The sequence below is a fragment of the Hymenobacter telluris genome, assembly GCF_017313265.1.
Lineage (GTDB): Bacteria > Bacteroidota > Bacteroidia > Cytophagales > Hymenobacteraceae > Hymenobacter > Hymenobacter telluris.
In genome coordinates this window covers 157,654-184,125 of sequence record NZ_JAFLQZ010000006.1, presented here as the reverse complement: position 1 = coordinate 184,125, position 26,472 = coordinate 157,654, and the positions used below count along the sequence as shown (strand labels likewise).

Here is a 26,472-nt window from a genome sequence, read left to right as displayed (position 1 = left end):
CACGTAGCTACCCGCCCTAAGTCTGACCAAAGGCGGCTCCGCCCGGTGAGGGCCAGCGCTTTTCAGTACCAAACAAGGGCCCTAGTCGCGAAGGCAGCCTCGTTCATGCAGCGGAAGGCAGGTCTCCTGACTCGTAACATTTTCACCGCCCTTCTCAGCCAGCTAGTGCCGGCCAATGGGCTTGTAGTAGATGAAAAGTAGGTGTTACTTACAGTAGCGCGTCTGTCCAGGAGTTGCACCTGGTTCCCTATTAATTCTGGTATCACCCAGAAACCTTCCGCCGTCTGAATTCAAATCAAACAAAGAACAACGGTGGCAAAGGTAGGAGGAAGCGCGAGGTTTGCGGCTCCGCCACGAAGAAGGGGCACCTCGTCCTGGATTGCCAAGCTAAAAACAAATAGCAGCGGATTGTCCATCTTTTCGACGGAAAAGCCATTTGATTGCGCTACAGGAAACCGCAGCTTTGTGGTAGTAACCCCATTCGGAATGCGGCTACATAGTACCTCTCCCCGTTGAGCTTTCGTGGTGGCTTTGCAAGCCCTGCGGGTGCGGTGTGGGTGCGTAGCCAACCTGTTCAAATACAAGAGCATAGCTTGTTAAAACCCACCAATTCATGAAGCGCATACTCGCTCTGCTGCTGCTTATCCTAACCGTAACGCAAACCCAGGCCCAACATAAGCCCTTGTCGCTGGCCGGGAGGTGGCAATTTCAACTCGACTCGCTGGACCAGGGGATAGTCGGGCAATGGTTTCGGCAGTCGTTTCGGCAGAGTATTTCGCTTCCCGGCACGCTCGACGACGCCGGGGTTGGGCAGGCCACGCACACTGATACGACGGTGCTTGCCAAAGATATTATGCTGCACCTAGCCAGAAAGCACCGGTACACGGGCCCAGTCTGGTACCAGCGGACGTTCACTGTGGAGCGCACCCTGGACAATGCGCAACTGATGCTGGAACGCGTAATCTGGAAGACGGATTGCTGGCTTGATGGCAAACAGGTAGGCAGCGGCCAAAGTCTGATTGCGCCTCAGGGGTTCAGCCTGGGTGACCTGGCTCCCGGCCAGCACACCATCACCTTGCGGATCGACAATCGGAAACAGCACGATATCAGCTTCAACGATTTTGCGCATGCCTACACCGATGGCACCCAGATTCTTTGGAACGGCGTTATTGGCCGAATAGAAATCAAGGCCCGACCAGCCAACTCGATTCAGCAGATAAAAGTGGAGCCGTTGCTTGCCCAAAAAACTGTCCGGGCAACCGTGGCAATTACGGGGGCTCGAAACGACGGAACCTTCCTGCGGGCCCACGTGCTGCTAGGCAACCGGGTGGTGGCTACCGGCCGCAAAATCAACCTAACCGGGGCTGCCAGCCAGCAACTGGCGGTGGCGCTACCCGAAGTGAAGGCGTGGGATGAGTTTCAGCCGCAGCTCTACCAACTCCAACTCGAAGTGCGGAGCGCCGGTGGGAAATTGCTGGATCAGCAAACAGAATCGTTTGGTTTCCGGACTCTGGCCACGGCTGGCAGCGCCCTGCTGCTAAACGGTCGGCCCCTTTTTCTGCGCGGTACGCTGGAATGCAATATTTTTCCGCTGGAAGGTCACCCTCCGATGCATTCGGCCGGCTGGGTGAAGGTGTTCAAGGCGGCCAAGGATTACGGGCTCAACCACCTGCGCTTTCATTCTTGGTGCCCACCCGAAGCAGCCTTCCGGGTGGCCGACTCACTGGGCGTTTATCTACAGGTTGAGCTGCCACTCTGGAGCCTACAGGTGGGGAAAGACGCCCGCACACTGGCTTATCTGGAAGAAGAAGCCCGGCATATTATGGACAGCTACGGCAACCATCCTTCTTTCTGCTTTTGGAGCATGGGCAACGAGCTGGAAGGCAATTTCGAGTGGCTCCGGCAACTGGTTGCCAAACTCAAAGCAGAAGATGCCCGGCATCTGTACACCACCACTACGTTCAGCTTTCAGAAAGGGCACGGCAAAGCGCCCGAACCGGTAGATGATTTTTTCATCACTCAATACACCGACAAAGGCTGGGTGCGTGGCCAGGGCATCTTCAATACCAACCCGCCCGATTTCAAAACCGATTACAGCAAGGCCGTGGTGGGGCTGCCAGTACCGCTTATTATCCATGAGGTGGGGCAGTACTCGGTGTATCCCGACCTTACTGAAATTCCGCGCTACACGGGCGTGCTGGTACCGGCAAATTTCGCCGCCGTCCGGCACGACTTACGGAAAAAAGGCATGCTGCCCCTGGCTGCGCCGTTTCTTAAAGCCAGCGGACAATTGGCGGCCAATCTGTACAAAGAAGAAATCGAAAGAGCCCTGAAAACCCGCGGGGTAGGCGGCTTTCAACTCCTGGACCTGCACGATTTTCCGGGGCAGGGCACGGCTTTGGTGGGTTTGCTGAACGCCTTCTGGGAAAGCAAAGGTGTCGTGACACCAGCGGAGTTCCGGCGTTTTTGTGGGCCGGTGGTGCCGTTGCTGCGCTTCGATAAGGCCGTGTACACCAGCTCCGAGACCTTTACGGCAAGTGCCGAGCTAGCCAATTACGGCCCGCAGCCGCTTGATGATGAGCTAACCTGGGCGGTAACAACGGCCGATAAGCGCCGGCTGGCCACGGGCACTCTGGGCAAAAAGCATGTGGCCATAGGCAACGGCCAGTCCCTGGGCACTATAGCCGTGCCATTGCAACCGGTTACCCGCGCCCAGGAACTGACTATTACCCTGCAACTAACGAAATCCGGCTACGCTAACCACTGGAAAATATGGGTGTACCCGCCGCCTTCGCCAGCACCTACCCAAGCAGTATTTACCTCATCAATGGATAGTGCCGTCGCCTTGCTGAGGCGTGGTGCCTCGGTGGTATTCAATCCGGATAGCAAAATGATACGGGGCATTGACGGGCGGTTTGCGCCGGTGTTCTGGAGCCCCGTGCATTTTCCCGACCAGCCCGGTAGTATGGGCCTGCTTATTGATAAGAAGCATCCGGCGCTGGCCGACTTTCCAACCAGCTACCACAGCGACTGGCAATGGTGGGATTTGGTTACGCAGTCCAAGTCGTTGGTGCTTGATGAGTTGAAAAGCCAGCCCGTGCCTATTATTAGAGTAGTAGACAACTTCTTTAAAAACAGAAACCTAGGTACGCTAGTAGAGTTTCGGGTGGGCACAGGCAAACTGCTGCTGTGCACGATGGATATTCGGCAAAACTTAACCAACCGGCCAGCGGCTCGGCAGCTCCGCGCCAGCCTGCTTGAATACGCCACAACAAGCGGTTTCAACCCCCAGCAACAGCTGCAAGAAGCTGAACTCAAGGCCATTGTTAAACAGTAGAGGCTGTGGTGTAAATGCACAAGGGTACTGTTTACGGCTGGTGTTGCGTTGCTCCCTTGGCGTGGTGTGGCAGGCTATTTGCCAACCTGCTGCCCAAGCATACGTCTTTGGCTTGCAACCCGGAGTCTATGGCCTGAGTATCTTGTTGCTGTTTATTTTTTTCAACCTCTTTCACATCACTCCATCATGCGTAACAACTCCCTGAAATTTCTGCTGCTCTTCGTTTGGAGCGTACTGCTGGCCGGCAGCGCGCTGGCGCAGGGCAAAATGCCCGACGACAAATCCAAGCGGCCCAGCCCTCCGGCTACCGTCACGGCTCCCAACTTCACCATCGAGTACAGCCGCCCTTCCCTGAAAGGGCGGAAGGCGTTTGGCGAGCTAGAGCCTTATGGCAAGGTGTGGCGCACTGGAGCCAACGAGGCCACCACGTTCGAAGCGAAAAAGGACCTCAAAATCAACGGCCAAGCGCTGCCTGCCGGTACGTATGCGCTGTTCACTATTCCTGGTGAACAGGAGTGGACCATTATCTTCAACAAAACGGCCAAACAATGGGGCGCTTTCAAGTACGACGAAAAGCAGGACGCCCTGCGCGTGAAAGTGAAACCCACCAAAACGGCCGCTCCCGTCGAGCAGTTCACCATTGCCGCCGATAAAGCCGGCACCGTTACTCTGGCCTGGGACAACACGCAGGCCGCCTTCACGGTGAAGTAGCCGCAAAATTCCTCATCAACAAGCCGGCCGCCGTTCCTGAGTTAGTAGGAGCGGCGGCCGGCTTGTTTGGCAGTGGCACAATCGACAGTTCAAGAATTAATTCAGCACTAATCGGTGCCAGCAGAAGACATTCAATTATCTGATATCGGATGGTGGCAGGCGATACGCAGAAACTAGCAGAAGTGTGGCAAGGGGCCCAATGAATAGGGGTATAACAAACCAATTCACGCCACTGCGCTGCTTACTCTGCGCAATAGCTGCGTTGATAAGTGCTAGGCTACCCCACCCGACACTGCTTTCTTTATCTGGGGCCATATTGGTGAATGTTCAGCTTAGTTTATGATAGAACATAGGTACGCTATTACGCCCGTACTTCTTCCAATACGCTTTCCACCCAGCCTTTGCCCCAGTCTTCCAGCTCCTGAGCGCTCCACAGCTGGGGGTAGAAAATGCGGCGCTGAAACTTGGGAGGCAGGTACTTCTTCCAGTTGGTGCCGCCGGTGGCCGCAATAGCCGTTGGGTCGCGCTCCAGGTAGCGCACTGCCGACTTGAAGTGCATCAGGGGCCAGTTTACGTTCACATTTACGTCGAGCTGCTTGAGCTGGCGCAAGAGGCGCGGGTGGTCCTGGTCTTCCTGGGGGAGGCGCTGAACCACGCTCCACAGGTTGCGGTGGTGGTAGTGGGCGGCGTGAGCGGCTAGTTGAGAAGTATATTTTTCTTCAAATTGAATCAGGGTTAAGGCTTTGGCACCGCTTTCCTCGATGGTAGCACCGGCTTTCCAGTAGATGCAGCCCAGCAGCTCGTCGTGGGCGGCGGCTTCGCCCAGCAGGCGGCGCTTTTCTTTGTCCAAGAGGTTATCGAGGGAGGTGCTGGCAATTTCGATCATGCGGTATTGCACGCTCTGGAAACCGGAGGCCGGCATCAGGGCCATGCGGAATTGCAGGAACTGCTGCTTGTCCATGCCGTCCACCATTACATCGAACGAGTCGATGAGGTTCTCGAAGTAGCGGTTGATGCGGCCCACGCGCAACACCACTTCCTGAAGCGCGGGATGCTGCAATTCGCCAAGCTGCTCGTACTCACAGAGGCAGAGCTTGAAGTAGAGCTCGGTAATCTGGTGGTACATAATGAAAATCCGCTCGTCGGGAATCTGGGTGAGGGGCCGTTGCAAGCTCAGCAGCGTGTCGAGGTTGATATAGTCCCAGTAGTTGACGTAGTCGGCGTAGTAAAGACCTTCCAGGTAAGCGGCAAGGTCCTGACCATCAGCGGCATACTTCTCCTGTAGCCGGCGCAGCTGTTCGAGCACTGCGGGCGAAAAGTCGTCCTGAAGGGTAGACATAGATGAAGAGGGGTGGTGGGGTGGTAGCATAAATGCTGTTACAAAGAACGAAAAAGCGGGCAAATCTGCCAGCCGCAAGCTCTCCTTACCCGCCAGAACCTCTATGCATAGCTGCCGGCATCGGGCGTTTAATCTTGGCAGAGTGCAACTATAAGCGCTGCCCTGGCATCCCCAGCAAATCAGGTGCTTCTGCGTGGCTGAAAATCGAGCTTCTGGAATGCTGCAAAGCGTTTTATAATCTTGTTTCGGAAACGAAAAGCATGGTTTTGACCATGCAAATGCTTCATGCTATTGGGGTGGCCCTCTAGCTGATGTGGGCCCTTGCGTGTAGTATTCGTTTCAGCCCTCGAACAGATGAAGCTTCGAGCCATTCATCCAACTCTCGATTACATGACGGAAGGCTACGGCGTATGCTGCCTTGTTGTGAGCGACAGGGCTACGCTACAGCCAGATAATGGGCCTTCACTCATCCAACTAATACTGCTGTGGAGTTATTTGAATTTCGTACTTTCGTCTGATGCCGATGCAGCAAGCAATTACAGACTATTACCAACGCTACGGGCGTGGGGAACCAGCTACGAGCCAGATAACGGCTTACCGTATCGAGGATGTGGTAACTGACGATGCATTTCCGCACGTCCGACGGGATTTCTACAAAATCAAGCTGCTGTGCGACGCCCAAGGTATCCTGTCGTACGCCGACCAGCGCGTAGCAGTACAGGGCTGCGCATTGATTTTCGTCAACCCCTTGATTCCCTACGCTTGGGAGCGTACCGCGGGGCACGAAACGGGTTTTGCGTGTTTGTTTACTGAGGAGTTCAGCACGCCACAGTTGCGTACAACGAGCCTCGCGCAGTCGGCGCTGTTCCGGGTGGGAAGCGTACCGGTGCTGTTTCCGCCCCCGGCGGCTGTAGCGCGCCTCACGCATTTATTCGAGCAATTGCTGGCAGAATTGCCTTCGCCTTATTTGCATAAGTACGAGGTGCTGCGCAACTACGTGCAGCTACTGCTGCACGAGTCAATGAAGCTGTTGCCAGCTGTTCCGGTGCTTGGGGCAGCAGAGCGGCTCCGAGCGCAGTTTCTGGATTTGCTGGCCCGGCAGTTTCCGTTGGCCTCGCCGTACCAACCGCTACTGTTCAAGAATGCCAACGAGTTTGCCCGGCAGCTAGCCGTGCACCCCAACCACCTGAATAAGGTGCTGCAAGCTACAACAGGCCATACCACCACCGCTCACATTGCCGGGCGGCTAATTGAGGAAGCGCAAGCCTTGCTACAACACAGCAACTGGAGCGTGGCCGAAATTGCCCACGGCTTGGGGTTCGAGCACTCGTCTAACTTCCACGCGTTTTTCAAAAAGCACACTGGCCATACGCCCAGTAAGTACCGCCAGCGGCTGGCGTTGCTTTCATAACACTTGGCTTGATTGGCATACTTTTGCGGCGCCGCCAAGCCAGACCTTTGCCATGTTCATTTCACTTAACGCAACAGGCAACATGGAAAACGGTATCACTGGCAAAGTCATTATCATTACGGGTGCTAGTAGCGGCATCGGCGAAGCCACTGCATTATTACTGGCCGAGCGCGGCGCAAAGCTGATATTGGGTGCGCGGCGGCCCGAACGCCTAGCTGCGCTGGTAGCCCGCATTGTGGCGGCCGGTGGCGAGGCCATCTACGCGGCCACCGACGTAACGCAGCGCACAGCTGTAGCTGAGCTGGTACAACTGGCGCAAACGCAATTCGGCCGACTGGATGTGCTGATCAGCAACGCAGGAATAGCGCCCATTTCTATGCTGGACGAGTTATGCGTTGCCGACTGGGAGGCCATGATTGACGTGAACATCAAAGGGCTGTTGTACGGCATTGCGGCCGCGCTACCGGTGTTTCGGCAGCAGCAAAGCGGGCACTTCGTCAACGTGCTGTCTACGGCGGGGCTTTCCATTGTTCCCACTATGGCCGTGTACGCCGGCACCAAGAATGCGGCACGGGCCATTACCGAAGGGCTACGGCAGGAAGCCGGCCCCCACCTGCGCGTAACCGGAATTTCGCCTGGCTTTGTGCAAACGAACCTTGCTGAGTCTATGAGCAGCCTTGAAGTGCAGGCTCAGATCAAAGAGAAGATGAACGAAATGGCCATTCCGCCAGTGGCCATTGCTCGCGCCATTGCCTTCGCCATCGAGCAGCCGGCCGAAGTCGATGTCAATGAAATTGTGGTGCGGCCTACTGCCCAAAACTGATAGCAATGCAGTAATAGCTGCTGGCGTAAACGAGCGAAATGTAGTACGTGCCCACTACCGGAAGGCTGCGGAAAGCCCGTCAGCCACTTGCGACTAAACGTGCTTGCTAAGGAGCTTTAGGAGTGGCTTATCCCACGTTTGTGCCTGCTGGCAAGAAAATCCCGTTAACTTTAATCAGAACCTGGCGCTCCTTATTTCGAGCGCATATACTTGGCAACCCTTGTTCTACTGCTTAGTACGGCATGCCCGAACTGTATCTTATCCATGTCATCACTAAACCTTCTGCCTTGCTTTGAAGCTACTTACGGCACCTCAGCACAGTAGCACTAAATGGCTGGCAGCCGGTAGTAAGCTTGGCTGGCTTTTGTAGGGTAAGATTCGGGCTGGTCAAAGGTCTTTTCAGGAGCGTATATACAACCACGTACTAGCGCCAGCCTTCCGCGGCAAAACTGTTCGGACTTGAAAAAGAAAATCCTCATTCACGACATTGCCAAGCATTTGGGCGTTTCCATTGCTACGGTGTCGTTGGTGCTCAACGGCAAGGCTCGTGAAAAGCGCATCAGCGACACGTTGGCCGAAAAAGTGCTCAAGTATGTTGACGAAGTGGGCTACAAGCCCAACCAGTTAGCCAAGAGCTTGCGTACCGGCAAAACCCACGTTATTGGGCTGGTAGTAGAAGACATTGCCAATCCGTTCTTCGCTACCATAGCCGCCCTGATCGAGCGGAAAGCCCTGGCCCGCGGTTACCGCATCTTGTATTGCAGCACCAACAACGACACAACCAAAGCTCTTGACTTGCTGGCAATGTTTGAGGAGCAGCACGTTGATGGCTACATTCTGGCGTTGCCCAACGGAGTGGAGGCCGAAGTAAGTGCCCTGGTGCGCCGGAGCAAACCGCTAGTACTTTTCGACCGGGTGCTGCCGGGTGTACTAACCAATACAGTGGTGGTTGATGGGGTAGCAGGCACTTACGTGGCCACCCAGCACCTGTTGGCGCAGGGCTTCACCACTATTGCGCTAATCATCACCCAACTCGAGCAAACCCAAATGGCAGCGCGGCAGCAAGGCTACGCCCAGGCCCTGCGTGAGCACAACCAACCGGAATTGGTACAGGAAATTGCGTTTCCGCAGGAACCCGAGCAGATTGTGTTAGCCATGCAGCGCTTTTTCGAGGCGCACCCCACCTGCGACGCGGTGCTGTTTGCCACCAATTACCTGGGCGTATCGGGCTTGGAGGCTTTGGGCCGGCTGGGCCGCCGTATTCCCGAGCAAATAGCTGTGGTTTCCTTCGATGACAACGACCTGTTCCGGCTGTATTCGCCGCCTGTTACGGTAGTGGCACAACCGATGGAAACGTTGGCTGAAAGCATTATTGGGGCTTTGCTGAACGAGCTAGAACGCCCAGGTACTACCGATGCCTTGGTGCAGATCCAGCTAACACCACAACTTGTGGTACGCCAGTCTTCCATTCGGCCGGTAGCGTTGTAACTGCCAGTAGCAACTATTCACACGTTGTAAGAATACAGCAAGGCCGCCATTCCTCAATTATGCTGGGAATGACGGCCTTGCTGTACTTCTTTGCTATCTACACGACCTAGTGCACTGGTTATGCAGCATCAACCCGCTGGCTGCCACGCAGACCGTACCACATAATGTAGAGGTAGCAAACCACAGGCAGCAGCAGCGCCATGCGCAGGCTGCTATGGTCGGCAATGAAACCAAACAACAGTGGCACCAAGGCTCCTCCCACAATGGCGGTGCAGAGCAGCCCCGAGCCTTCTTCCGTAAGGCGACCCAGGCCGGCCACCGCTAGCGTAAAGATGATAGGGTACATCACGGAGTTCATCAGGCCCACGGCCAGTAAACTCCACATGGCCACTGGCCCGGTGGTGCTTATGGAAATCAGGATGAGGGCCACGGCGAACACGGCGTTAAATGCCAATAGCTTAGCAGGAGAGAATTTGTTGAGCAGATATGCTCCTGCAAAGCGTCCAATCATGGCTGCGCCCCAATAAAAGGAAACCATTACCCCAGCGGCGGCTTCGGTATTATCTATATTAAAACCGAATAATTTTTGGGCCTCTGAGATTATGAGCATACCCTTAACATAGGTAAGCAAGTCTGCCATTACATTATCTAAGCTGAGGTAGCTTACAATGTGCGAGCCAATGGCCACCTCAGCGCCCACGTAGGCGAAAATACCGATTACGCCAAACGCCAAATGCCGATAGCTCCAGGCTCTACGTAGCTCAGAGGCACTCATTTCATCATCAGTAGCGGCGTGCTCAATTACTGGTAGGTGCACTCGGCTTAGCAGCAAACTAATAAGCAGCAGCGCCCCGCCAATAACCAAGTACGGCAGCTGCACGGCCCGCACGTCGATGGCGGCGGCCGAGGCGGCGGTATCAAGCTTGGGCAGGTGGCTCAAAATAAGCGCGCTGCCCAGCAACGGGGCCAGCGTGGTACCCAGCGAGTTGAAGGCCTGGGTGAGCGTGAGGCGCGCCGAAGCCGACTCCGGTGGCCCCAGAATAGCCACGTAAGGGTTGGCCGCTACTTGCAGCAGCGTAATGCCCGAAGCCAGCACAAACAGCGCCCCCAGAAACAGCCCGTAAGCCCGCTGGGCCGCCGCCGGATAAAACAAAAAGGCGCCAACAGCGGCCACCACGAAGCCCAGTAGCATCCCGCGCTTATAGCCCACCCGCGCCACCAACTTGCCCGCCGGAATACTCATCAGAAAATACGCCCCGAAAAAGCACAAGTTGATGAGGTTGGCCTGCGCAAAAGAGAGCTGGAAAATAGCTTTCAGATACGGAATCAGAATATCATTGAGGCAGGTAATGAAGCCCCACAAGAAAAAGAGCGTCGTGACGGCACTCAGCGCGGACGTGTAGCGCTGCGTAGTAGCGGACGTGTTGCTAACGGTAGATAAGCTAGGTGAAACAGGAGGGGGGGCAGCCATAAAAGCGGATGGTGGGAATGAAGTGAAGAACAGCCAGCGGTGCTGTAGTGAATATAGCATGCAATCCAGCCGGTGGAAGCTAAACCCAAAGCTAAAATGTTTTAGCAGATTAGTTACATGTAGGTTAAGAGCAGACTTGTTAGCATATTCGCCATCAGCCACAGTGCGCGGTACCTCTCTAAGCAGATAGAAGAAGCCTCGCAAATAGCTTGAAACTCGCTGCTAGGATACCGCCCTGCTGTGGAGGCAGCGTAAGACAACGGCCTGTCGATAGCCTCGGGGTAAAGCCTCGTGAGCCCTATGGCGGCCAACGTTGCCATTTTCGGCCTATGAATTAATTGCGTGTTAAATAAAATTTTATATAAATTATTTATTGCCACCAAAACTCGCCAACTCAGCAATCAGCAAACTTCAACCAACTTAATTATGCGCATTTGCTGTTTTGAAATCAGTTTGAAAGCCATAATTGTTTTATGCAGTATGGGGGCCAGTGTTGGCAGTAAGGCGCAACAGCCTTTATTTAATCTGCTCAGCGCAAAAGAAACGGGCATTGCTTTCAATAATGAAGTCAGTGAGAACGAAGCGCTTAATATTTTATCATACGAATATTTTTATAATGGTGGCGGCGTAGCTGTTGGTGATATTAACAACGACGGATTATCGGATATTTTATTTACCGGTAATATGCGGCCCAATCGGTTATACCTTAACCAGGGTAATTTCAAGTTCAAGGATATTACCAGCCAAGCCTCGCCCGCACTGGAAGGCCGCAAAGACGGCTGGAAAACGGGCGTCACGATGGCCGATGTAAACGGCGACGGCCTGCTGGATATTTACGTGTGCTACTCCGGCAAAAAAGCCGACGATATACGGCGCAACCAGCTGTTTGTCAACCAGGGCGACAGTAAATTCAAGGAAGAGGCGAAGGCGTACGGGCTGGATGACCCCGGCTACAGCACCCAGGCCGCCTTCTTCGATTATGACAACGACGGGGACCTGGACATGTTCCTGCTCAACCATAATATCAAGAAGATTGACAACATGGAATTTGCCCGCTATAAAGGCGAAGTAGACGCACTGGCGGGCAATAAATTATTTCGAAACAACAACGGGCATTTCACCGATGTTTCTAAAACGGCGCGTATCGTGCAAAGCCCGCTGACGTTTGGACTGGGTGTTGCGGTAGCGGATATTAATAAAGATGGCTGGGCGGATATCTACGTTACCAACGACTACAACGAGCCCGATTACCTGTATATAAATAACCACGACGGCACGTTCACCGACCAATCCAGGCAAATGCTGCGGCACCACTCGCATTTTTCGATGGGCGTGGATATTGCCGATTTCAACAACGACGCGCAGCTTGATATTTTCACGCTGGATATGCTGCCCGCGGATAATCACCGCCAAAAATCCTTGCAGCTCCAGGAAAACTACGAAACGTTTGGGCTGATGCTCAATCAGGAGTTGTACCAGCAGTATATGCGCAATATGCTGCACCTGAACAACGGTGACGGTACGTTCAGCGAAATCGGACAGCTGGCCGGCGTGGCGGCAACCGACTGGAGCTGGTGCCCCCTGATTGCCGATTTCGACAACGACGGCTTCAAGGACATCTACATCAGCAACGGCTACCTGCGCGACTACACCAACAAGGATTTTCTGCGCTACTGGGGCGACTACAAGATCAAAAAAGCCATGGCGCGCGAGCCGTTCCTGCTCATGGACCTGGTAACGGCCATGCCCTCCACAGCGGTGCCCGACTACATCTTCCGCAACGAGCACAACCTCACGTTTTCCAACAAGCAGGTGGAGTGGGGCCTCAACCAGCCCAATATGTCCAACGGCGCCGTGTACGCCGACCTCGACAATGATGGCGACCTGGATTTGGTGGTCAACACCATCAACCAGCCCGCTGGCATCTACCACAACCGCAGCACCGACGACCATCGTGCCAACTACCTGGCCCTGAAGCTGAAAGGCGAAAGCCAAAACACCCAGGCTGTCGGTGCGAAGGTGTACGTGTACACGCCCGGCAACGTGCAGTACCAGGAGCTGAACCCCAATCGGGGCTACCTGTCGTGCGTTTCCACCACGCTGAACTTCGGCTTGGGCAGCCACCAAACCGTTGATTCCGTGCGCGTGGTGTGGCCCAACCAGGCGGCGCAGCTGCTGACTAAGGTGAAGGCCAACCAACTGCTGCAACTCAGCGCCAAGCCCGACGAAAAGCAGCTGGCCCGCAAGGTGGCCGCGCCGAAAACGATGTTCAGGCCGGCCGCGCCGCTGTTTGATTTCCAGCCCGAGGAAGTGGCCCTCAACGACTTCAAGCGCCAGCTGCTCATGCTGTTCATGTACTCGAAAACCGCCCCGGTGATGACCAAGGCGGACGTGAACAAGGATGGGCTGGACGACCTGTTTGTGAGTGGCTCGAAAGACGAAATCGGCAAGCTTTACCTGCAACAGCCGGGCGGCAAGTTCACGGAAACCACCCTGGCGCGGCCGGCTACCACCCAAGTGGGCACGGTAGCAGCGGCCACATTTTTTGACGCCAACAACGACGGCGCCCCCGATTTGTACCTGGCCAAAGGCGGCTACTCTTTGTACGAGCCGGGCAACGACGAGCTACAGGACGAGCTGTACCTCAACGACGGCAAAGGCCGCCTGACGCTGGCTGCTGCCAATTTGCCGCCCCTGCACGCCGGCAGCAAAAGCTGCGTGCGAACAGCCGACGCCGACAACGACGGCGACCTGGACGTGTTTGTGGGCGGCCGGGTGATACCGGGCAAGTACCCGCTGGCGCCCCCCAGCCACCTGCTGCTCAACGACGGCAAAGGCAAGTTTACGGCCACCGAGGTGCCCTTCGCCCAGGCCGGTATGGTAACCGACGCGCAATGGGTGGATTTGAACAAGGATGGCCGCCAGGACCTGGTGCTGTGCGGCGAAATGATGCCCCTGACCGTCTGGATCAACACCAAGCAGGGCTTTCAAGATCAAACCACCACCTACTTCCCCACTCCTCAAAAGGGCTTCTGGTTCAGCCTGCACGTGGCGGATGTGAATGCCGACGGGCAGCCGGACCTCGTGGCCGGCAACCTGGGCCTGAACACGCAAATCAGGGCCACCCGGCAGGAGCCAGCCGAGCTGTACTACGCCGATTTCGACAACAACGGCTCCATCGACCCCTTCCTGAATTTCTACGTGCAAGGCAAAAGCTACCCGTTCGTGAGCCGCGACGAGCTGAACGAGGAAATCTACCCGATGCGCCGCCGGTTCACGTCCTACAAGGCCTACGCCGACGCCGGCATGACCGATATTTTCCCGGCGGAAGAGCTGGCTAAAGCCGGCAAGCTGGAAGTGAACGAGCTGCGCACCATGCTCTACCTCAACCAGGGTGGTAAGTTTGTGGCAGCCGAGCTGCCCACCGAAGCGCAGTTTTCGGTGGTGAGCCAGATTACCAGCGGCGACTACAACCACGACGGCCACCCTGACCTGTTGCTGCTCGGTAACCACGCCGATAACCGGCTGAAGCTGGGCAGCATAGACGCCAATTATGGCTGCTTGCTGCAAGGCAACGGCCGCGGGCAGTTCAGCTACGTGCAGCAGCCCGCCGCCGGCATCTGCGTGCTAGGCGACGTGAAATCGGTGAGTGAAATAACGGTGAACCGCCAGCCCTACCTGGTAGTGGGGGTAAGTAATGGCCCCATCCAGTTTTACAAGAAGGAACGATGAGCTGTAAAACCAATCTGATAATCGTGCTCTTGCTGCTGCTTGGTACGCACCGGTTGCAGGCCGGTACGCCCTCAATAGAAGCGCAGCTAGAGCCAGGTAACGCCCTCAATACCATTAATATGCTAATGGTGCACGATGTGGTAAGTCCGCCAGTAGCGGCTCGTTACTACGCCTACACCATGCTGGGCGCCTACGCCATTGTGGCCGCCCACGACCAACGTCTGCCCGTACTGCCCAGCCTCGTCAAAAGCTTCCCGGCTACGCTGCAACTCGATACCGTGCAAGCCAAGTACGACTACCGGGTGGCCGCCTACTACAGCATCTTGGAAACCGCGCGCTTGCTGCTGCCTTCCGGGGAGGAACTGGCCAATGAGCAGGCCCGCCTGCTACAAGAACTGGGAAAAGCAGGTTTCAAGCCCGCCGTGCTAACGCAGTCGGTGCGGGTGGGCAAGCTGGCGGCGGCGGCAGTGGTGGGCTTCTCGAAAACGGACCGCTACGCCCAACTCAGCGCCCTCAAGCGGTATGCGCCGCTCAAAGAGGATGGGAAATGGTACCCGACGCCGCCCGCGTATTTGGAGCCGGTAGAGCCCAATTGGAAAACGATTCGGCCGCTGATGATTGACTCGGCCCAGCAGTTCCGGCCCGCGCTGCCGGTTCCGTTTAGCCGGGATACCGCCTCGGCTTTTCACCGGCAGGCAAAGGCGGTGTACAACGTTTCCAGGCAACTCACCGCCGACCAAACCCAGATAGCGCAGTTCTGGGATTGTAACCCGTTTGCCGTGAATACGGCGGGCCACATGGCCATTGGGTTCAAGAAAATCAGCCCCGGCGGGCACTGGATGAATATTGCGGCGCTGGTGTCCCGGCAGGCCAAGCTGGGCTTCGACAAAACCGTGGTAGTCTTGTGCCTGGAAGGGGTTACGCTGATGGACGCCTTTATCAGCTGCTGGGAAATAAAGTACGCCACCAACCGCATCCGCCCCGAAACCTACATCAATCGGCACGTGGATGTGAAATGGCAGCCCATGTTGCAAACCCCACCCTTTCCCGAGTACACCAGCGGGCACGCCGTGGTTTCCAACGCCTCGGCCGAGCTGCTGACCTATCTGCTGGGCGACAACATTGCGTACGTGGACGACACCGAAATTCCGTTTGGGAGCGGGGAGCGGGCCTTTACGTCTTTTCGGCAGGCGGCTACCGAAGCGTCCATCTCGCGTTTTTACGGCGGCATTCACTACCTGGAAAGCATCAACAATGGCAACGACCAGGGCAAGCAAATCGGGCGCTACATCGTTGCCCGGCTTCGTAATGTTGGCCTCAAGCCCCTGGCAAGCAGTAAGGGGGTGGGGTACCGCCGATAACGCATGGTGCCGGCTGTTCTGAATTTTCAAAAACGTTACTCGCAAACCCAACGACCTTGCGAGCGTCCACTTTATTTTCTTCACGCATGCCTACTCGCCGCAAGTTTCTTACCTCTTCCGCTGCCTCGCTGGCAGTACTAGCCACAAGCCAATCAACCGAAGCCGTGGCCTTGCCGCTATTACCGGCGGCCGGCAAGCCGCTGGTTATATCCACCTGGAACGATGGCATAGCTGCCAACCTAGGCGCCTGGAAAATCCTGAGCAAAGGTGGCCGTGCCCTCGATGCCGTGGAAGCCGGCGTGATGGTAACCGAAGCTTCGCAAAACTGCTGCGTGGGTTTGGGCGGCAACCCCGACCGGGACGGCATCGTGACGCTGGACGCCTGCATCATGGACGAGCAGTTCAACTGCGGCAGCGTGGCCGCTTTGGAGCGCATCAAGCACCCTATTCAAGTGGCGCGGCGCATCATGGAGCGCACCCCGCACGTGATGCTGGTGGGAGAGGGCGCGCAGCAATTTGCCGTGGCGCAGGGCTTCGCGCTGGAACCCCAAAAGCTCAGCCCCGATGCCGAAAAGGCGTACCGGGAGTGGCTGAAAACCAGTGAGTACAAGCCCATTGTCAACATCGAAAACTCCGGCAACAAGAAACCCGTGGGCCCGGTGGGCGGCGGCCCCAACAACCACGACACCATTGCTATGCTGGCTCAGGATGCGCGCGGCAACCTAAGCGGCAGCTGCACCACCAGCGGCATGGGCTTCAAGATGCGCGGCCGCCTCGGCGACTCCCCCCTGATTGGCTCGGGCTTGTACGTGGACAACGCCGTGGGGGCCGCCGCCGCTACCGGCCAGGGCGAAGACGTGATTCGCATGGCCGGCGCCCACACGGTGGTGGAGTTTATGCGCCAGGGCTTGGCACCGAAAGCAGCCTGCAAAGCCGCCGTGGAGCGCATTGCCAAAATCAAAGGTACCAAGGCCCGCGACATTCAGGTGTGCTTTATTGCCGTGAACAACCAGGGCCAGCACGGCGCTTTTGCGTTGCAAAAAGGCTTCAGCTACGCCGTGTGTGATGCCAGCAACCAGCAGCAGCTCGTGCAGAGCGAATACCTGTTGAAATGAGGACGCGCGTATTGGAAATCTGTGCGGGCTCGGTGCAGTCGGCGGGGGCGGCCCAGGCGGGCGGGGCGCACCGCATTGAGTTGTGCCAGAACCTGGAACAGGGTGGTACCACGCCCTCATTTGGCACCATTCAGCGGGTGCTGGAGCTGCTGGCTATTCCGGTGTTCGTGCTGATTCGGCCGCGCCCCGGCAATTTCCACTACGATGCCGAGGAACTATCCATTATGGAAGCGGACGTCCGGCAGTGCCGCGCGCTCGGGTGCGCCGGCGTCGTGCTGGGGGCCCTGAATCAGGCGGGCCGCGTAGATGTAGCGGCCTGTGAACAACTGATGGCAGCGGCCGGCCCCTTGCAAGTGACGTTTCACCGCGCCTTTGATGCGTGCGTAGACCAAAGTCAGGCCCTGGAAGAAATAATCAGCCTGGGTTGCCAGCGCATCCTGACGTCGGGCGGCCAACCAACTGCGCCGCTGGGGCAGCAGCAGCTGGCCGCGCTGGTGCGGCAGGCGGCCGGGCGCATCAGTATTATGCCAGGCTCAGGAGTTACGCCCGCCACCATCCAGGAGGTAGCGGCAACTACCGGCGCCCACGAGTTTCATGCCAGCGCCAAAACCCAGCTTGCCAGTGTGCCCGCCGCAAAGGCCACCGAGTTTGACACGCCGCGCTGGGAAACCGCCGCCGCTATTGTGCAGGAACTGGTAGCGCGCCTGAACACTAGGCAAGGTTCGGTTAGCCTCGTACCTCCGCTTTGAAAACAGGCCTGCAAGCAAGCAGAGCGCCTACATATCGGCACCATCATACCTTTTCCAGCTATGGAATACAACGAAACCAACTACCCCCCGCACTTCAAGCGCTACTGCAAAACGCTCACTCTGCAAGACGATGCCACGCTGATTGAGCAATACAAGCAGGCCCACGCGCCTAGTGCGGTGTGGCCGGAAATCAATCAGGGGCTACGCGAGGTGGGCGTGCTGAAGATGGAAATCTATCTGCTCGGCCGCCAACTGTTCATGATTATGGACACCGTAGCCGACTTCGACCATGAGCAGGCCATGACCACCCTCGCCGCCAAACCCCGGCAGGCGGAATGGGAAGCCTACGTTGCGCAGTTCCAGAAAACCACGGCCACGAGCACCGCCAACGAGAAATGGCAACTACTAGAACGGATATACACCTTAGAGTAAGCGTACTACTCACGTTTTACGCCAATTGTATTTGTGCGGGTGTGTTGGCGCGCACACCAAATTATTTTTTATACATATTTCTGAATTTTCTAATTATATCCTTGAATAGTTTAGTACTTTCGGTTTAGCTCTACGCCTTTCCTTGCAGGCGCCGGAATGTAATGTGGCGGGCCCTCAGATGGCAAGGTGGGCGCTAGGTTACTGCTAGTCCTGAAGGCCATGCAGTTCCGGCCGAAGTTCCTGAGGGTAGCAGCCGGCAATGCGCTTCCCAATTCACCTACTACTGATCTGGCGTGAAAAAGCATCCTACCTGTTTGGGCAGAACCAAAGGGCCAAAGCGGCTGGTGCAACTCCTTGCCATCGGTGCGGGGTTATTGGCGCCCCGGCCTGGCTTCTCGCAGCTGTATACCGAGAAAAGCTACGTGAAAATCGAGGCGGGCAGCTCGGAAGCGGCCATCGTTCGGCAAGCGGCCAACGTAACTCCTTCGCCCCAGCAGCTGCGGTGGCAACAGCTGGAAATAACGGGGTTCATTCACTTCGGCATGAACACCTTCACCAACAAAGAGTGGGGGGATGGTACCGAGAGCCCGCAGCTGTTTAACCCCACGGCGCTCGACGCCAGGCAATGGGTGCGGGCGTGCAAGGAAGGCGGCATCAAGCAGGTCATCCTCACGGCCAAACACCACGACGGCTTCTGTTTGTGGCCCAGTAAGTTCACGGAGCACTCGGTGAAAAACAGCCCTTGGAAGAACGGCCAAGGCGACGTAGTGCGCGAAGTAGCCGATGCCTGCCGCGCGCAGGGCCTGGGTTTTGGCGTGTACCTCTCGCCCTGGGACCGGAACTCTAAATACTTCGGCGACTCCGCGCAGTACAACAACTACTTTGTAAACCAGCTCACGGAGCTGCTCTCCAACTACGGCCGCGTGGATGAGGTGTGGTTTGACGGGGCCAACGGCGAAGGGCCGACCGGCAAGAAGCAGGTGTACGACTTTACCCGCTGGTACACGCTCATTCGCAAGTTGCAGCCCACGGCCGCCATTGCCGTGATGGGCCCCGATGTGCGCTGGGTAGGCACCGAATCGGGCTACGGGCGCGAGACGGAGTGGAGCGTGGTGCCGCTGGAAACGCAAAGCCAGGAGCAGGTGGCCGCCAACTCGCAGCAAGAAGTGGCTTTCGCGCCCAAAAATATGATGGAGGACGACCTGGGGAGCCGGGTGAAAATCCGGCAGGCGCAAAACCTGGTGTGGTATCCGGCGGAAATCGACGTGTCTATCCGGCCGGGCTGGTTCCATCATCCGGCCGAAGATACCAAGGTGAAAACCCCGGCGCAGCTGCTGGATATTTACAACAGCTCGGTGGGCCGCAACGGCGTGCTCCTCCTCAATATCCCGCCCGATAAACGCGGCCTCATCAGCCAAAACGATTTAGCTAGCCTCAAAGCCTGGAAGGCGGCCATCGACAAAACGTACGCGAAGAACCTGCTGCAAGGCGCCAAGATAACCGGTACTAACGCCAGCCAGGCGAAAGCCATGCTGGATGCCAAATACAACTCGTACTGGACCACCACCGGCCGCGACACCACGGCGGTGCTCAATTTCACCTTCCCAGCTCCGCAGACTTTCGACGTGCTACAATTGCAGGAAAATATCAGCGTGGGGCAGCGCATCGAGCAGTTTGTGCTGGAATACAAGCACGGCGAAGAGTGGAAAACCGTGGTGGCGGGTACCACCGTGGGCTACAAGCGCATCCTCAAGTTCGAGTTGCTGCAAGCGCAGTACCTGCGCCTGCGCATCACGGCCTCGCGGCTGAACCCCACGCTTTCTTCCGTTGGGCTTTACAAGCAGGCTGAGCTGCCGACCAATAAGTAACAAACTGAATTTCAAGACAAAAGCCTATGAGCTTCAAGAAACTTACCCTGGCTTTTTCACTGCTTACCGGGGCTGGCACGCTGCCAGCACTGGCCCAGGAGCAAGGCATACACCAGCAGTCCAGCCAATATGAGGCCCCCACCGACCCGCTGGTAAAGCAGAAGCTGGAGAAGTGGCAGGACCAAAAATTCGGCCTCATCATTCACTGGGGGTTGTACGCGGTACCAGGCATTATCGAGTCGTGGCAAATCTGCTCCGAGGACTGGATTGAGCGCGACAGCACCGTGGCCTACGAGGACTACAAAAAGTGGTATTGGGGCCTGAGCAAGGACTTTAACCCCGTGAAGTTCAACCCCGAGCAATGGGCCAGCGTGGCCAAAAAGGCGGGCATGCGCTACCTGGTGTTCACCACCAAGCACCACGACGGCTTCAATATGTTTGATACCAAGCAGTCGGATTTCAAAATCACCAGCGGCCCGTTCAAAGACAACCCTAGGTCGAACGTGGCCAAGTACGTGTTCGACGCGTTTCGCAAGGAAGGCTTCATGATTGGGGCCTACTTCTCGAAGCCCGACTGGCACTCCCAGAACTTCTGGTGGCCGAAATACGCCACGCCCAACCGCAACGTCAACTACGACATCAAGAAGTACCCGTGGCGCTGGAATCAGTACAAGCAGTTCACCTACAACCAAATCAGTGAGCTGATGCACGACTACGGCTCCATGGATATTCTGTGGCTCGATGGCGGCTGGGTGCGGCCCAAGGAAACCGTGAATGCCGAAGTGCGCTCCTGGGGCGCGCCCATTCCAGAGTTCAGCCAGGACGTGGATATGCCGCGCATTGCCACCATGGCCCGGCAGGCCCAGCCCGGTCTGATCATGGTCGACCGCACGGTGCACGGCCCCTACGAAAACTACCAAACCCCCGAGCAGCGGGTGCCCGCCCACAAAATCGACAACCCCTGGGAAAGCTGCCTGACCCTGGCCAACAACTGGGGCTACGTACCCAACGATACCTACAAGTCGCCCACCAAAGTCATTCATTCGCTGGTGGAAGTGGTGGCCAAGGGCGGCAGCCTGCTGCTCGGGGTGGGCCCTAAACCGGACGGCACCCTCGACAACGAAGCCGTAACGCGCCTCACGGCCATCGGTAAGTGGCTGGAGGTGAACGGCGCGGCTATCTACAACACCCGCGCCACGGACAAGTACCAGGATGGCAGCACCTACTTCACGCAAGGCAGAAAAGGCGCGCGCTACGCCATTGCCTGCCTGCCCGAGGACAAAGCCGCCCCCGCCACCATCGAGTGGACCGGCAACGCCCCGAAAAAAGGCAGCAAAATGACGCTCTTGCAAACCGGCAAAACCGTGAAATGGACCCGCTCCGGCGACAAAGTGCGCGTGACACTACCCACGGCGCTAGCCCAGCAAGCCGGCGCGTATCCGGCGCTGGCGTTTGCCTTCTCGGCGGAGTAACTCACCTCCTTTTAGGCTAAAGCCAAGAATTCACCACAACCTCCTAAACGGTGTAGAGACGCGTATTCGCGTCTGATCGGCCGCGCCGACTGCAACGATGTTGTTCAACGATTAGACGCGAATACGCGTCTCTACCCCGTTCAGGAGTCCGTTGTAGGCAGTGTTTTTTGCCTGCTTCAAAATGACATCCCCCGGATTTGCTGCTTGCCTTACCCCATTACTCTCGTTCTGAATGCTAAAGTCCGTCACCCTTGGCCTGTGTCTGGTAAGCGCCACGGCCACCTACGCCCAGCAAGTGAAGCCGCTCTACAAAGACAATAAAGCCCCAACCGAAGCGAGGGTGCAGGACCTGCTCGGGCGCATGACGGTGGAAGAAAAAGTAGGCCAGCTCTCAACCATCTTGGGGTGGGAGATGTACCAGAAAGACGGCAAGAAAGTCGGTATCAGCGCCGCCTACAAAAAAGCCGTGGATGAGCGCCACATCGGCGGGCTGTGGGCCACCCTGCGCGCCGACCCCTGGACGCAGAAAACCCTGGCCAACGGCCTGAACCCCACGCAGGCGGCCGAGGCTTCCAATGCCTTGCAGAAGTATGCTACGGAAAGCACCCGGCTCGGAATTCCGCTGTTTCTGGCCGAGGAGTGCCCGCACGGCCACATGGCCATTGGCGCCACGGTGTTCCCCACGTCCATCGGGCAGGGTAGCACCTGGGACCCGGCGCTGGTGCAGCGCATGGCCGCGGCCATTGCTACCGAGGTGCGCGTGCAGGGCGGCCACATCGGCTACGGCCCGGTGCTGGATTTGGCCCGCGAACCACGCTGGTCCAGGGTGGAGGAAACCTACGGCGAAGACCCCGTGCTGACCAGCCAGATGGGCGTGGCCATGGTGAGGGGCTTGCAGGGGGCCAGCCTGAAAAGCGGCGTCAACGTTATTTCCACGCTCAAGCACTTCGCCGCCTACGGGGTGCCCGAGGGCGGCCACAACGGCGGCAGCATCAGCACCGGGTACCGGGAGCTGTACCAGAGCTTTCTGCCGCCCGTGCACGCGGCCGTGAAGGCGGGCGTGCTGTCCATTATGACGTCGTACAACTCCATTGACGGGGTGCCGTGCTCCTCCAACGAGTTTCTGCTCACCGACTTGCTGCGCCGGCAATGGGGTTTCCAGGGCTTCACCGTGTCCGACCTGGGCAGCATTAGCGGCATCCTGACCAGCCACCACGTGGCGGGCACTGCGCCCGAGGCGGCGGCCCTGGCCATCAACGCCGGCCTCGACGACGATTTGAGCGGCTACGGCTTCGATAAGGAACTGCTGGCGGCCTACAATCAAAAGCTGGTGTCGATGGAAACGCTCGACCGGGCCGTGGGCCGGGTGCTGCGCCTGAAGTTTGAAATGGGTTTGTTTGAGAATCCGTACGTGGACGCTAGGAAGGCCGCCAGGCAAGTGAACAGCGCGGCCAACGTGGAGCTGGCCCGGCAAGTAGCCCGCGAATCGGTGGTGCTGCTCAAGAACGAGAAAGACCTGCTGCCGCTGTCTAAGTCCATTCAACGCATTGCCGTCATCGGCCCGAATGCCGACAACATCTACAACCAGCTCGGCGACTACACCGCGCCCCAGCCCGAAAGCAACATCGTGACGGTGCTGGAAGGTATTAAAAGCAAAGTAGCAGCGGGCACGAAGGTGACCTACGTGAAGGGCTGCGCCATTCGGGACACCACGCAGGTGGATATTGCCGCGGCTGTATCAGCTGCCCGCAACGCCGATGTGGCCGTGGTGGTGCTCGGGGGCTCCAGCGCCCGCGACTTCAAAACCGATTACCAGAGCACCGGCGCCGCCAATGTAACCGCCACGGGGACCCAAGCCCTCAGCGACATGGAAAGCGGCGAAGGCTACGACCGTGCCACCCTCGACTTGCTCGGTAAACAGCAGGAACTCTTGCAGGCCGTAGTGCAAACCGGCAAGCCGGTAGTGGTGGTGCTCATCAAAGGCCGGCCACTGAACCTGAACTGGATGGCCGCCCACGTACCAGCTCTGCTTGATGCCTGGTACCCCGGCCAAGAAGGCGGCAACGCCATTGCCGACGTGCTGTTCGGCGACTACAACCCCGCCGGCCGCTTGCCCATCTCGGTGCCCAAGCACGTAGGCCAACTGCCGGTGTACTACAACGCCGCCCGCCCCGCCCGCCGCGACTACGTGGAAATGGACGCCAAGCCGCTCTACAGCTTCGGCTATGGCTTGAGCTACAGCAAGTTCGAGTACTCCGACTTGCAGGTGAACCCCACCGAAAGCAAGGACGCCGTGAAAGTAGTGGTGCGGTTTAAAGTGAAGAACACCAGTACCCGCGACGGCGACGAAGTAGCCCAACTCTACCTCACCGACGAAGTAAGCTCCGTGGTGACCCCCGTGCAGCAGCTCAAGAAGTTTCAACGGCTCAGGATAAAAGCCGGTGCACAGCAGGAGGTGGCCTTCGAGCTCACGGCGGAAGACCTTATGTTGCTCAACCAGAAGATGGAGTGGGTGGTGGAGCCCGGCACATTTACGGCGCAAGTGGGTGCCTCATCAGACGACGTGCGCCTGAAACAAACATTCCAGGTGGCGAAGGCCCTCAAGCTGGCAAGCGTTGAGAAATAGGGTGCTACCTGCCTAACAGGAACAGTACAAGTGGTTTGTTTATGAGAAAACGCCTTCTATCCTCCATAGTGGTGCTTTTGGCCTTTCAGGCGAGCGTAACCGCCCAGACTACCTGGGTGAAAGCCAAAGAAGAGCTGCTGTTTACGGCGCCTCCCTTTCAGCAGTGTCACGCGTCTACGTTGGTGGAAGTGTCGGATGGAAGCTTGCTGGTAGCGTGTTTCGGGGGCTCGGGGGAAGGCGCTAAGAACGTAGCTATATGGCTAACCACCATTACCAACGCGGGGCAGGTTGCGCCGCCTAAGTCGGTGGCCGACGGGATGATGAACGACACGCTGCGCTATCCGACATGGAACCCCGTGCTGTTCAAGGCGCGCGAGGGTACGCTGTTCTTGTTCTACAAAGTAGGGCCGAACCCGCGGGAGTGGTGGGGCATGGTGAAAACCTCCGCTGACGAAGGCAAAACGTGGTCGGGTGCCCGCCGTTTGCCGGATGGCATTTTGGGGCCTATCAAAAACAAACCGGTGCAGCTAGCCAATGGCACCATTCTGGCGCCGTCCAGCACCGAGGAAGCCACCGGCCGATGGCAGGTGCACCTGGAGAAATCCACTGATTTGGGGCAAACCTGGCAGGTGCTGCCAGTGGACCCCGCCTCCTCGTTTGATGTCATTCAGCCCAGCATCCTTACCTATCCGGGCAACCGGCTCCAGCTCTTGTGCCGAAGCAAGCAGGGCAGTGTGGTGCAAGCGTGGTCGATGGATGGGGGGAATACGTGGGGAAAACTCTCGAAAACCACCTTGCTCAACCCCAACTCCGGCACCGATGCCCTCACGTTGAAAGATGGCTCGCAGCTGCTGGTCTATAATCCGGATGTGCCCGGCAAAGAATGGTTCAACGGCCGCAGCAAGTTGCGAGTGGCCCAATCAACCGATGGCCAGCAGTGGCATGATATAGTGGTGCTGGAAGACGGAAGCAAAGAAGAGTACAGCTACCCAGCCATTATTCAGGCCCGGGACGGCCGCGTGCACATCACCTACACCTACGACCGGAAGAACGTCAAGCACGTGGTGCTTACAGCCCAAAAAAGCGAGAAAAGCGGCCGGAATATGAAGAAGAAATAGCCCTCGTTGTTACCGCCCGTTTCGATATTCTTTCATGATTCGTTTATGACTTTTGCAATAAATTAATAGAAGTGTTTGCCCTTGTTGAAAATTTTAACTTGATTTAACAAAATAAAAAGTTGGCCTGCAATGAGTTCTTTACTGGCATTGGAAGGAACTTACTTAGCGCGGCTCAATAACATTGAGCGCCGGAAATACACGTATAAGCTTAAGATTATTAAGCACTTGTATGTGAAAGGCGCGAAAACCAATGCCGACATCTGCACGCGGTTTAATATCAGCTCGCCCACTTCCATTGCCATCCTCAACGAGCTGATTGCCGAAGGGCTGGTGGAAAAGCAGGGGCGGGGCAAGTCGATAGGAGGGCGCAAGCCGGAGCTGTACGGGCTGTGTGGCCGGTCATTGTTCGTTTTGAGCATCCAAATCGAGAAGTTCAAGACGCGCATGGCCATCTTCGACAACAACAACCACAGTGTCACGGGGATACAGACGTTTGCCATTGAGCTCACCAAAGACCTGAGCGCGCTAAAGCAAGTGTACGAACACGCCGACCAGCTGATTGCAAGCTCCGGCATTGACTTGAAAAAGCTTATTGGCGTGGGCATCAGCATGCCGGGGCTCATCTCATCCAAAGAAGGCAACAACCACACATACCTGCGTGCCGCAACCGAGTCGGAATCGTTGCAGCAGCTACTGGAGCAGCGGTTTGGCAAGCCGGTCTTCATTCAGAACGACGCCAAAAGCGCCACCCTGGCCGAGTACCGGTTTGGGCTGGCGCACGGCCGGCGCGACGTGCTGGTGCTATCCATGGACTGGGGCATCGGGATGGGTATGCTGCTGGACGGCAAGCTGCGGAGCGGCGTTTCGGGCTTTGCCGGCGAGTTTGGGCACATTCCGCTGGTGGAAGGCGGCGTGCTATGCACCTGCGGCAAGCGCGGCTGCCTGGAAACGGTGGCGTCGGGCAGTGCCATTGTGCGGACCGCCAAGGAAGGCATCAGGGCCGGGCAAAACACCTTGCTCGCGCAGCTCTCAGCCCAGGAACTAGAGCAGCTGGAGCCCGAGCAGGTGATTAGCGCAGCTCACGACGGCGACCAGTTTGCCATCAACCTGCTGGCCGATGTGGGCACCAACCTGGGCAAAGGCATTGCCATTCTCATCCAGCTTTTCAACCCCGAGCTGATTATCCTGGGCGGTGAAATTGCGCAGGCCAAGCCGTTTTTGGTGCCCTCTATTCAGTTGTCTATCAATACGTACTGCATGACCCAGCTGCGGGAGAAAACCAGCATTGTGGTATCGGAGCTCGGCAACGACGCCGTGATTCTGGGCTCGGTAGCCACGGTGATGGAAAACATTTTTGAAAGCTATTTGGAGCTGGCCTGAGCCCACTAACCCAGCGTGCCGCTGGCGGGTCTTGTTCAG

Annotated in this window: 17 protein-coding genes and 1 riboswitch; of the genes, 15 read left to right on the top strand and 2 right to left on the bottom strand. The window is 57.2% G+C overall.

The window, feature by feature from the left end; all coding sequences use genetic code 11:
- Positions 1-99: 99 nt before the first annotated feature.
- A riboswitch (cobalamin riboswitch) is annotated at positions 100-293 on the bottom strand.
- A gap of 320 nt (positions 294-613) precedes the next feature.
- On the top strand, positions 614-3,337 hold the full coding sequence (locus J0X19_RS11605; protein WP_206984522.1) for a sugar-binding domain-containing protein: 2,724 nt from the start codon (positions 614-616) through the stop codon (positions 3,335-3,337).
- Between the two features lie 186 nt (positions 3,338-3,523).
- Positions 3,524-4,048: a DUF2911 domain-containing protein gene (locus J0X19_RS11600; RefSeq protein ID WP_242582477.1), complete on the top strand. Its 525-nt coding sequence runs from the start codon at positions 3,524-3,526 to the stop codon at positions 4,046-4,048.
- A gap of 361 nt (positions 4,049-4,409) precedes the next feature.
- On the opposite strand, the gene J0X19_RS11595 is transcribed toward J0X19_RS11600, so the two are convergent.
- On the bottom strand, positions 4,410-5,387 hold the full coding sequence (locus tag J0X19_RS11595) for a tryptophan 2,3-dioxygenase family protein (protein ID WP_206984521.1): 978 nt from the start codon (positions 5,385-5,387) through the stop codon (positions 4,410-4,412).
- Between the two features lie 523 nt (positions 5,388-5,910).
- Here J0X19_RS11595 and J0X19_RS11590 point away from each other — a divergent pair.
- The 3 genes from J0X19_RS11590 (at position 5,911) to J0X19_RS11580 (ending at position 9,109) form a co-directional block, all read left to right on the top strand.
- Positions 5,911-6,798 carry a helix-turn-helix domain-containing protein gene (locus J0X19_RS11590; protein ID WP_206984520.1) on the top strand — a complete coding sequence of 296 codons (888 nt, stop codon included), beginning with the start codon at positions 5,911-5,913 and terminating at the stop codon, positions 6,796-6,798.
- 52 nt (positions 6,799-6,850) lie between these two features.
- Complete coding sequence (locus tag J0X19_RS11585) at positions 6,851-7,621, top strand: SDR family oxidoreductase (RefSeq protein WP_242582475.1); 771 nt, start codon at positions 6,851-6,853, stop codon at positions 7,619-7,621.
- 459 nt (positions 7,622-8,080) lie between these two features.
- Positions 8,081-9,109, top strand: a complete 1,029-nt coding sequence (locus J0X19_RS11580) for a LacI family DNA-binding transcriptional regulator (protein WP_206984519.1) — start codon at positions 8,081-8,083, stop codon at positions 9,107-9,109.
- Positions 9,110-9,227: 118 nt separating this feature from the next.
- On the opposite strand, the gene J0X19_RS11575 is transcribed toward J0X19_RS11580, so the two are convergent.
- Positions 9,228-10,580: a sugar MFS transporter gene (locus J0X19_RS11575; protein WP_206984518.1), complete on the bottom strand. Its 1,353-nt coding sequence runs from the start codon at positions 10,578-10,580 to the stop codon at positions 9,228-9,230.
- A 480-nt stretch (positions 10,581-11,060) separates the two neighbouring features.
- Between J0X19_RS11575 and J0X19_RS11570 the strand changes: the two genes are divergently transcribed.
- The 10 genes from J0X19_RS11570 to J0X19_RS11525 all read left to right on the top strand — a co-directional run bounded on the left by J0X19_RS11570 (position 11,061) and on the right by J0X19_RS11525 (position 26,433).
- Positions 11,061-14,312, top strand: a complete 3,252-nt coding sequence (locus tag J0X19_RS11570) for a VCBS repeat-containing protein (RefSeq protein WP_206984517.1) — start codon at positions 11,061-11,063, stop codon at positions 14,310-14,312.
- Positions 14,309-15,673 (top strand): vanadium-dependent haloperoxidase, encoded by a 1,365-nt coding sequence (locus J0X19_RS11565; RefSeq protein ID WP_206984516.1) that lies wholly within the window; start codon positions 14,309-14,311, stop codon positions 15,671-15,673. Before J0X19_RS11570 ends, J0X19_RS11565 begins: the two co-directional genes overlap by 4 nt.
- An 86-nt stretch (positions 15,674-15,759) precedes the next feature.
- Positions 15,760-16,788, top strand: coding sequence for a N(4)-(beta-N-acetylglucosaminyl)-L-asparaginase (locus J0X19_RS11560; RefSeq protein ID WP_206984515.1), 1,029 nt, complete (start codon positions 15,760-15,762; stop codon positions 16,786-16,788).
- A complete protein-coding gene (locus J0X19_RS11555; RefSeq protein ID WP_206984514.1) occupies positions 16,785-17,537 on the top strand; it encodes a copper homeostasis protein CutC in 753 nt (250 codons plus the stop codon). Before J0X19_RS11560 ends, J0X19_RS11555 begins: the two co-directional genes overlap by 4 nt.
- A gap of 60 nt (positions 17,538-17,597) precedes the next feature.
- Entirely contained in the window at positions 17,598-17,969 is a 372-nt protein-coding gene (locus J0X19_RS11550; RefSeq protein WP_206984513.1) for an L-rhamnose mutarotase, read from the top strand.
- Between the two features lie 293 nt (positions 17,970-18,262).
- Positions 18,263-19,837 (top strand): alpha-L-fucosidase, encoded by a 1,575-nt coding sequence (locus J0X19_RS11545; RefSeq protein WP_206984512.1) that lies wholly within the window; start codon positions 18,263-18,265, stop codon positions 19,835-19,837.
- Positions 19,838-19,863: 26 nt separating this feature from the next.
- Entirely contained in the window at positions 19,864-21,309 is a 1,446-nt protein-coding gene (locus tag J0X19_RS11540; protein WP_206984511.1) for an alpha-L-fucosidase, read from the top strand.
- A 232-nt stretch (positions 21,310-21,541) separates the two neighbouring features.
- A complete protein-coding gene (locus tag J0X19_RS11535; RefSeq protein ID WP_206984510.1) occupies positions 21,542-23,935 on the top strand; it encodes a glycoside hydrolase family 3 N-terminal domain-containing protein in 2,394 nt (797 codons plus the stop codon).
- A 41-nt stretch (positions 23,936-23,976) separates the two neighbouring features.
- Positions 23,977-25,053, top strand: a complete 1,077-nt coding sequence (locus J0X19_RS11530) for a sialidase family protein (protein ID WP_206984509.1) — start codon at positions 23,977-23,979, stop codon at positions 25,051-25,053.
- 129 nt (positions 25,054-25,182) lie between these two features.
- On the top strand, positions 25,183-26,433 hold the full coding sequence (locus J0X19_RS11525; RefSeq protein ID WP_206984508.1) for an ROK family transcriptional regulator: 1,251 nt from the start codon (positions 25,183-25,185) through the stop codon (positions 26,431-26,433).
- Positions 26,434-26,472: the final 39 nt, after the last annotated feature.

Coding starts and splice junctions, on each gene's coding strand:
- J0X19_RS11550 (WP_206984513.1), top strand. CDS start 17,598: ATGGAATACAACGAAACCAACTACCCCCCGCACTTCAAGCGCTACTGC.
- J0X19_RS11560 (WP_206984515.1), top strand. CDS start 15,760: ATGCCTACTCGCCGCAAGTTTCTTACCTCTTCCGCTGCCTCGCTGGCA.
- J0X19_RS11565 (WP_206984516.1), top strand. CDS start 14,309: ATGAGCTGTAAAACCAATCTGATAATCGTGCTCTTGCTGCTGCTTGGT.
- J0X19_RS11600 (WP_242582477.1), top strand. CDS start 3,524: ATGCGTAACAACTCCCTGAAATTTCTGCTGCTCTTCGTTTGGAGCGTA.
- J0X19_RS11570 (WP_206984517.1), top strand. CDS start 11,061: ATGGGGGCCAGTGTTGGCAGTAAGGCGCAACAGCCTTTATTTAATCTG.
- J0X19_RS11575 (WP_206984518.1), bottom strand. CDS start 10,580: ATGGCTGCCCCCCCTCCTGTTTCACCTAGCTTATCTACCGTTAGCAAC.
- J0X19_RS11590 (WP_206984520.1), top strand. CDS start 5,911: ATGCAGCAAGCAATTACAGACTATTACCAACGCTACGGGCGTGGGGAA.
- J0X19_RS11535 (WP_206984510.1), top strand. CDS start 21,542: ATGCTAAAGTCCGTCACCCTTGGCCTGTGTCTGGTAAGCGCCACGGCC.
- J0X19_RS11605 (WP_206984522.1), top strand. CDS start 614: ATGAAGCGCATACTCGCTCTGCTGCTGCTTATCCTAACCGTAACGCAA.
- J0X19_RS11525 (WP_206984508.1), top strand. CDS start 25,183: ATGAGTTCTTTACTGGCATTGGAAGGAACTTACTTAGCGCGGCTCAAT.
- J0X19_RS11555 (WP_206984514.1), top strand. CDS start 16,785: ATGAGGACGCGCGTATTGGAAATCTGTGCGGGCTCGGTGCAGTCGGCG.
- J0X19_RS11540 (WP_206984511.1), top strand. CDS start 19,864: ATGAGCTTCAAGAAACTTACCCTGGCTTTTTCACTGCTTACCGGGGCT.
- J0X19_RS11585 (WP_242582475.1), top strand. CDS start 6,851: ATGTTCATTTCACTTAACGCAACAGGCAACATGGAAAACGGTATCACT.
- J0X19_RS11530 (WP_206984509.1), top strand. CDS start 23,977: ATGAGAAAACGCCTTCTATCCTCCATAGTGGTGCTTTTGGCCTTTCAG.
- J0X19_RS11595 (WP_206984521.1), bottom strand. CDS start 5,387: ATGTCTACCCTTCAGGACGACTTTTCGCCCGCAGTGCTCGAACAGCTG.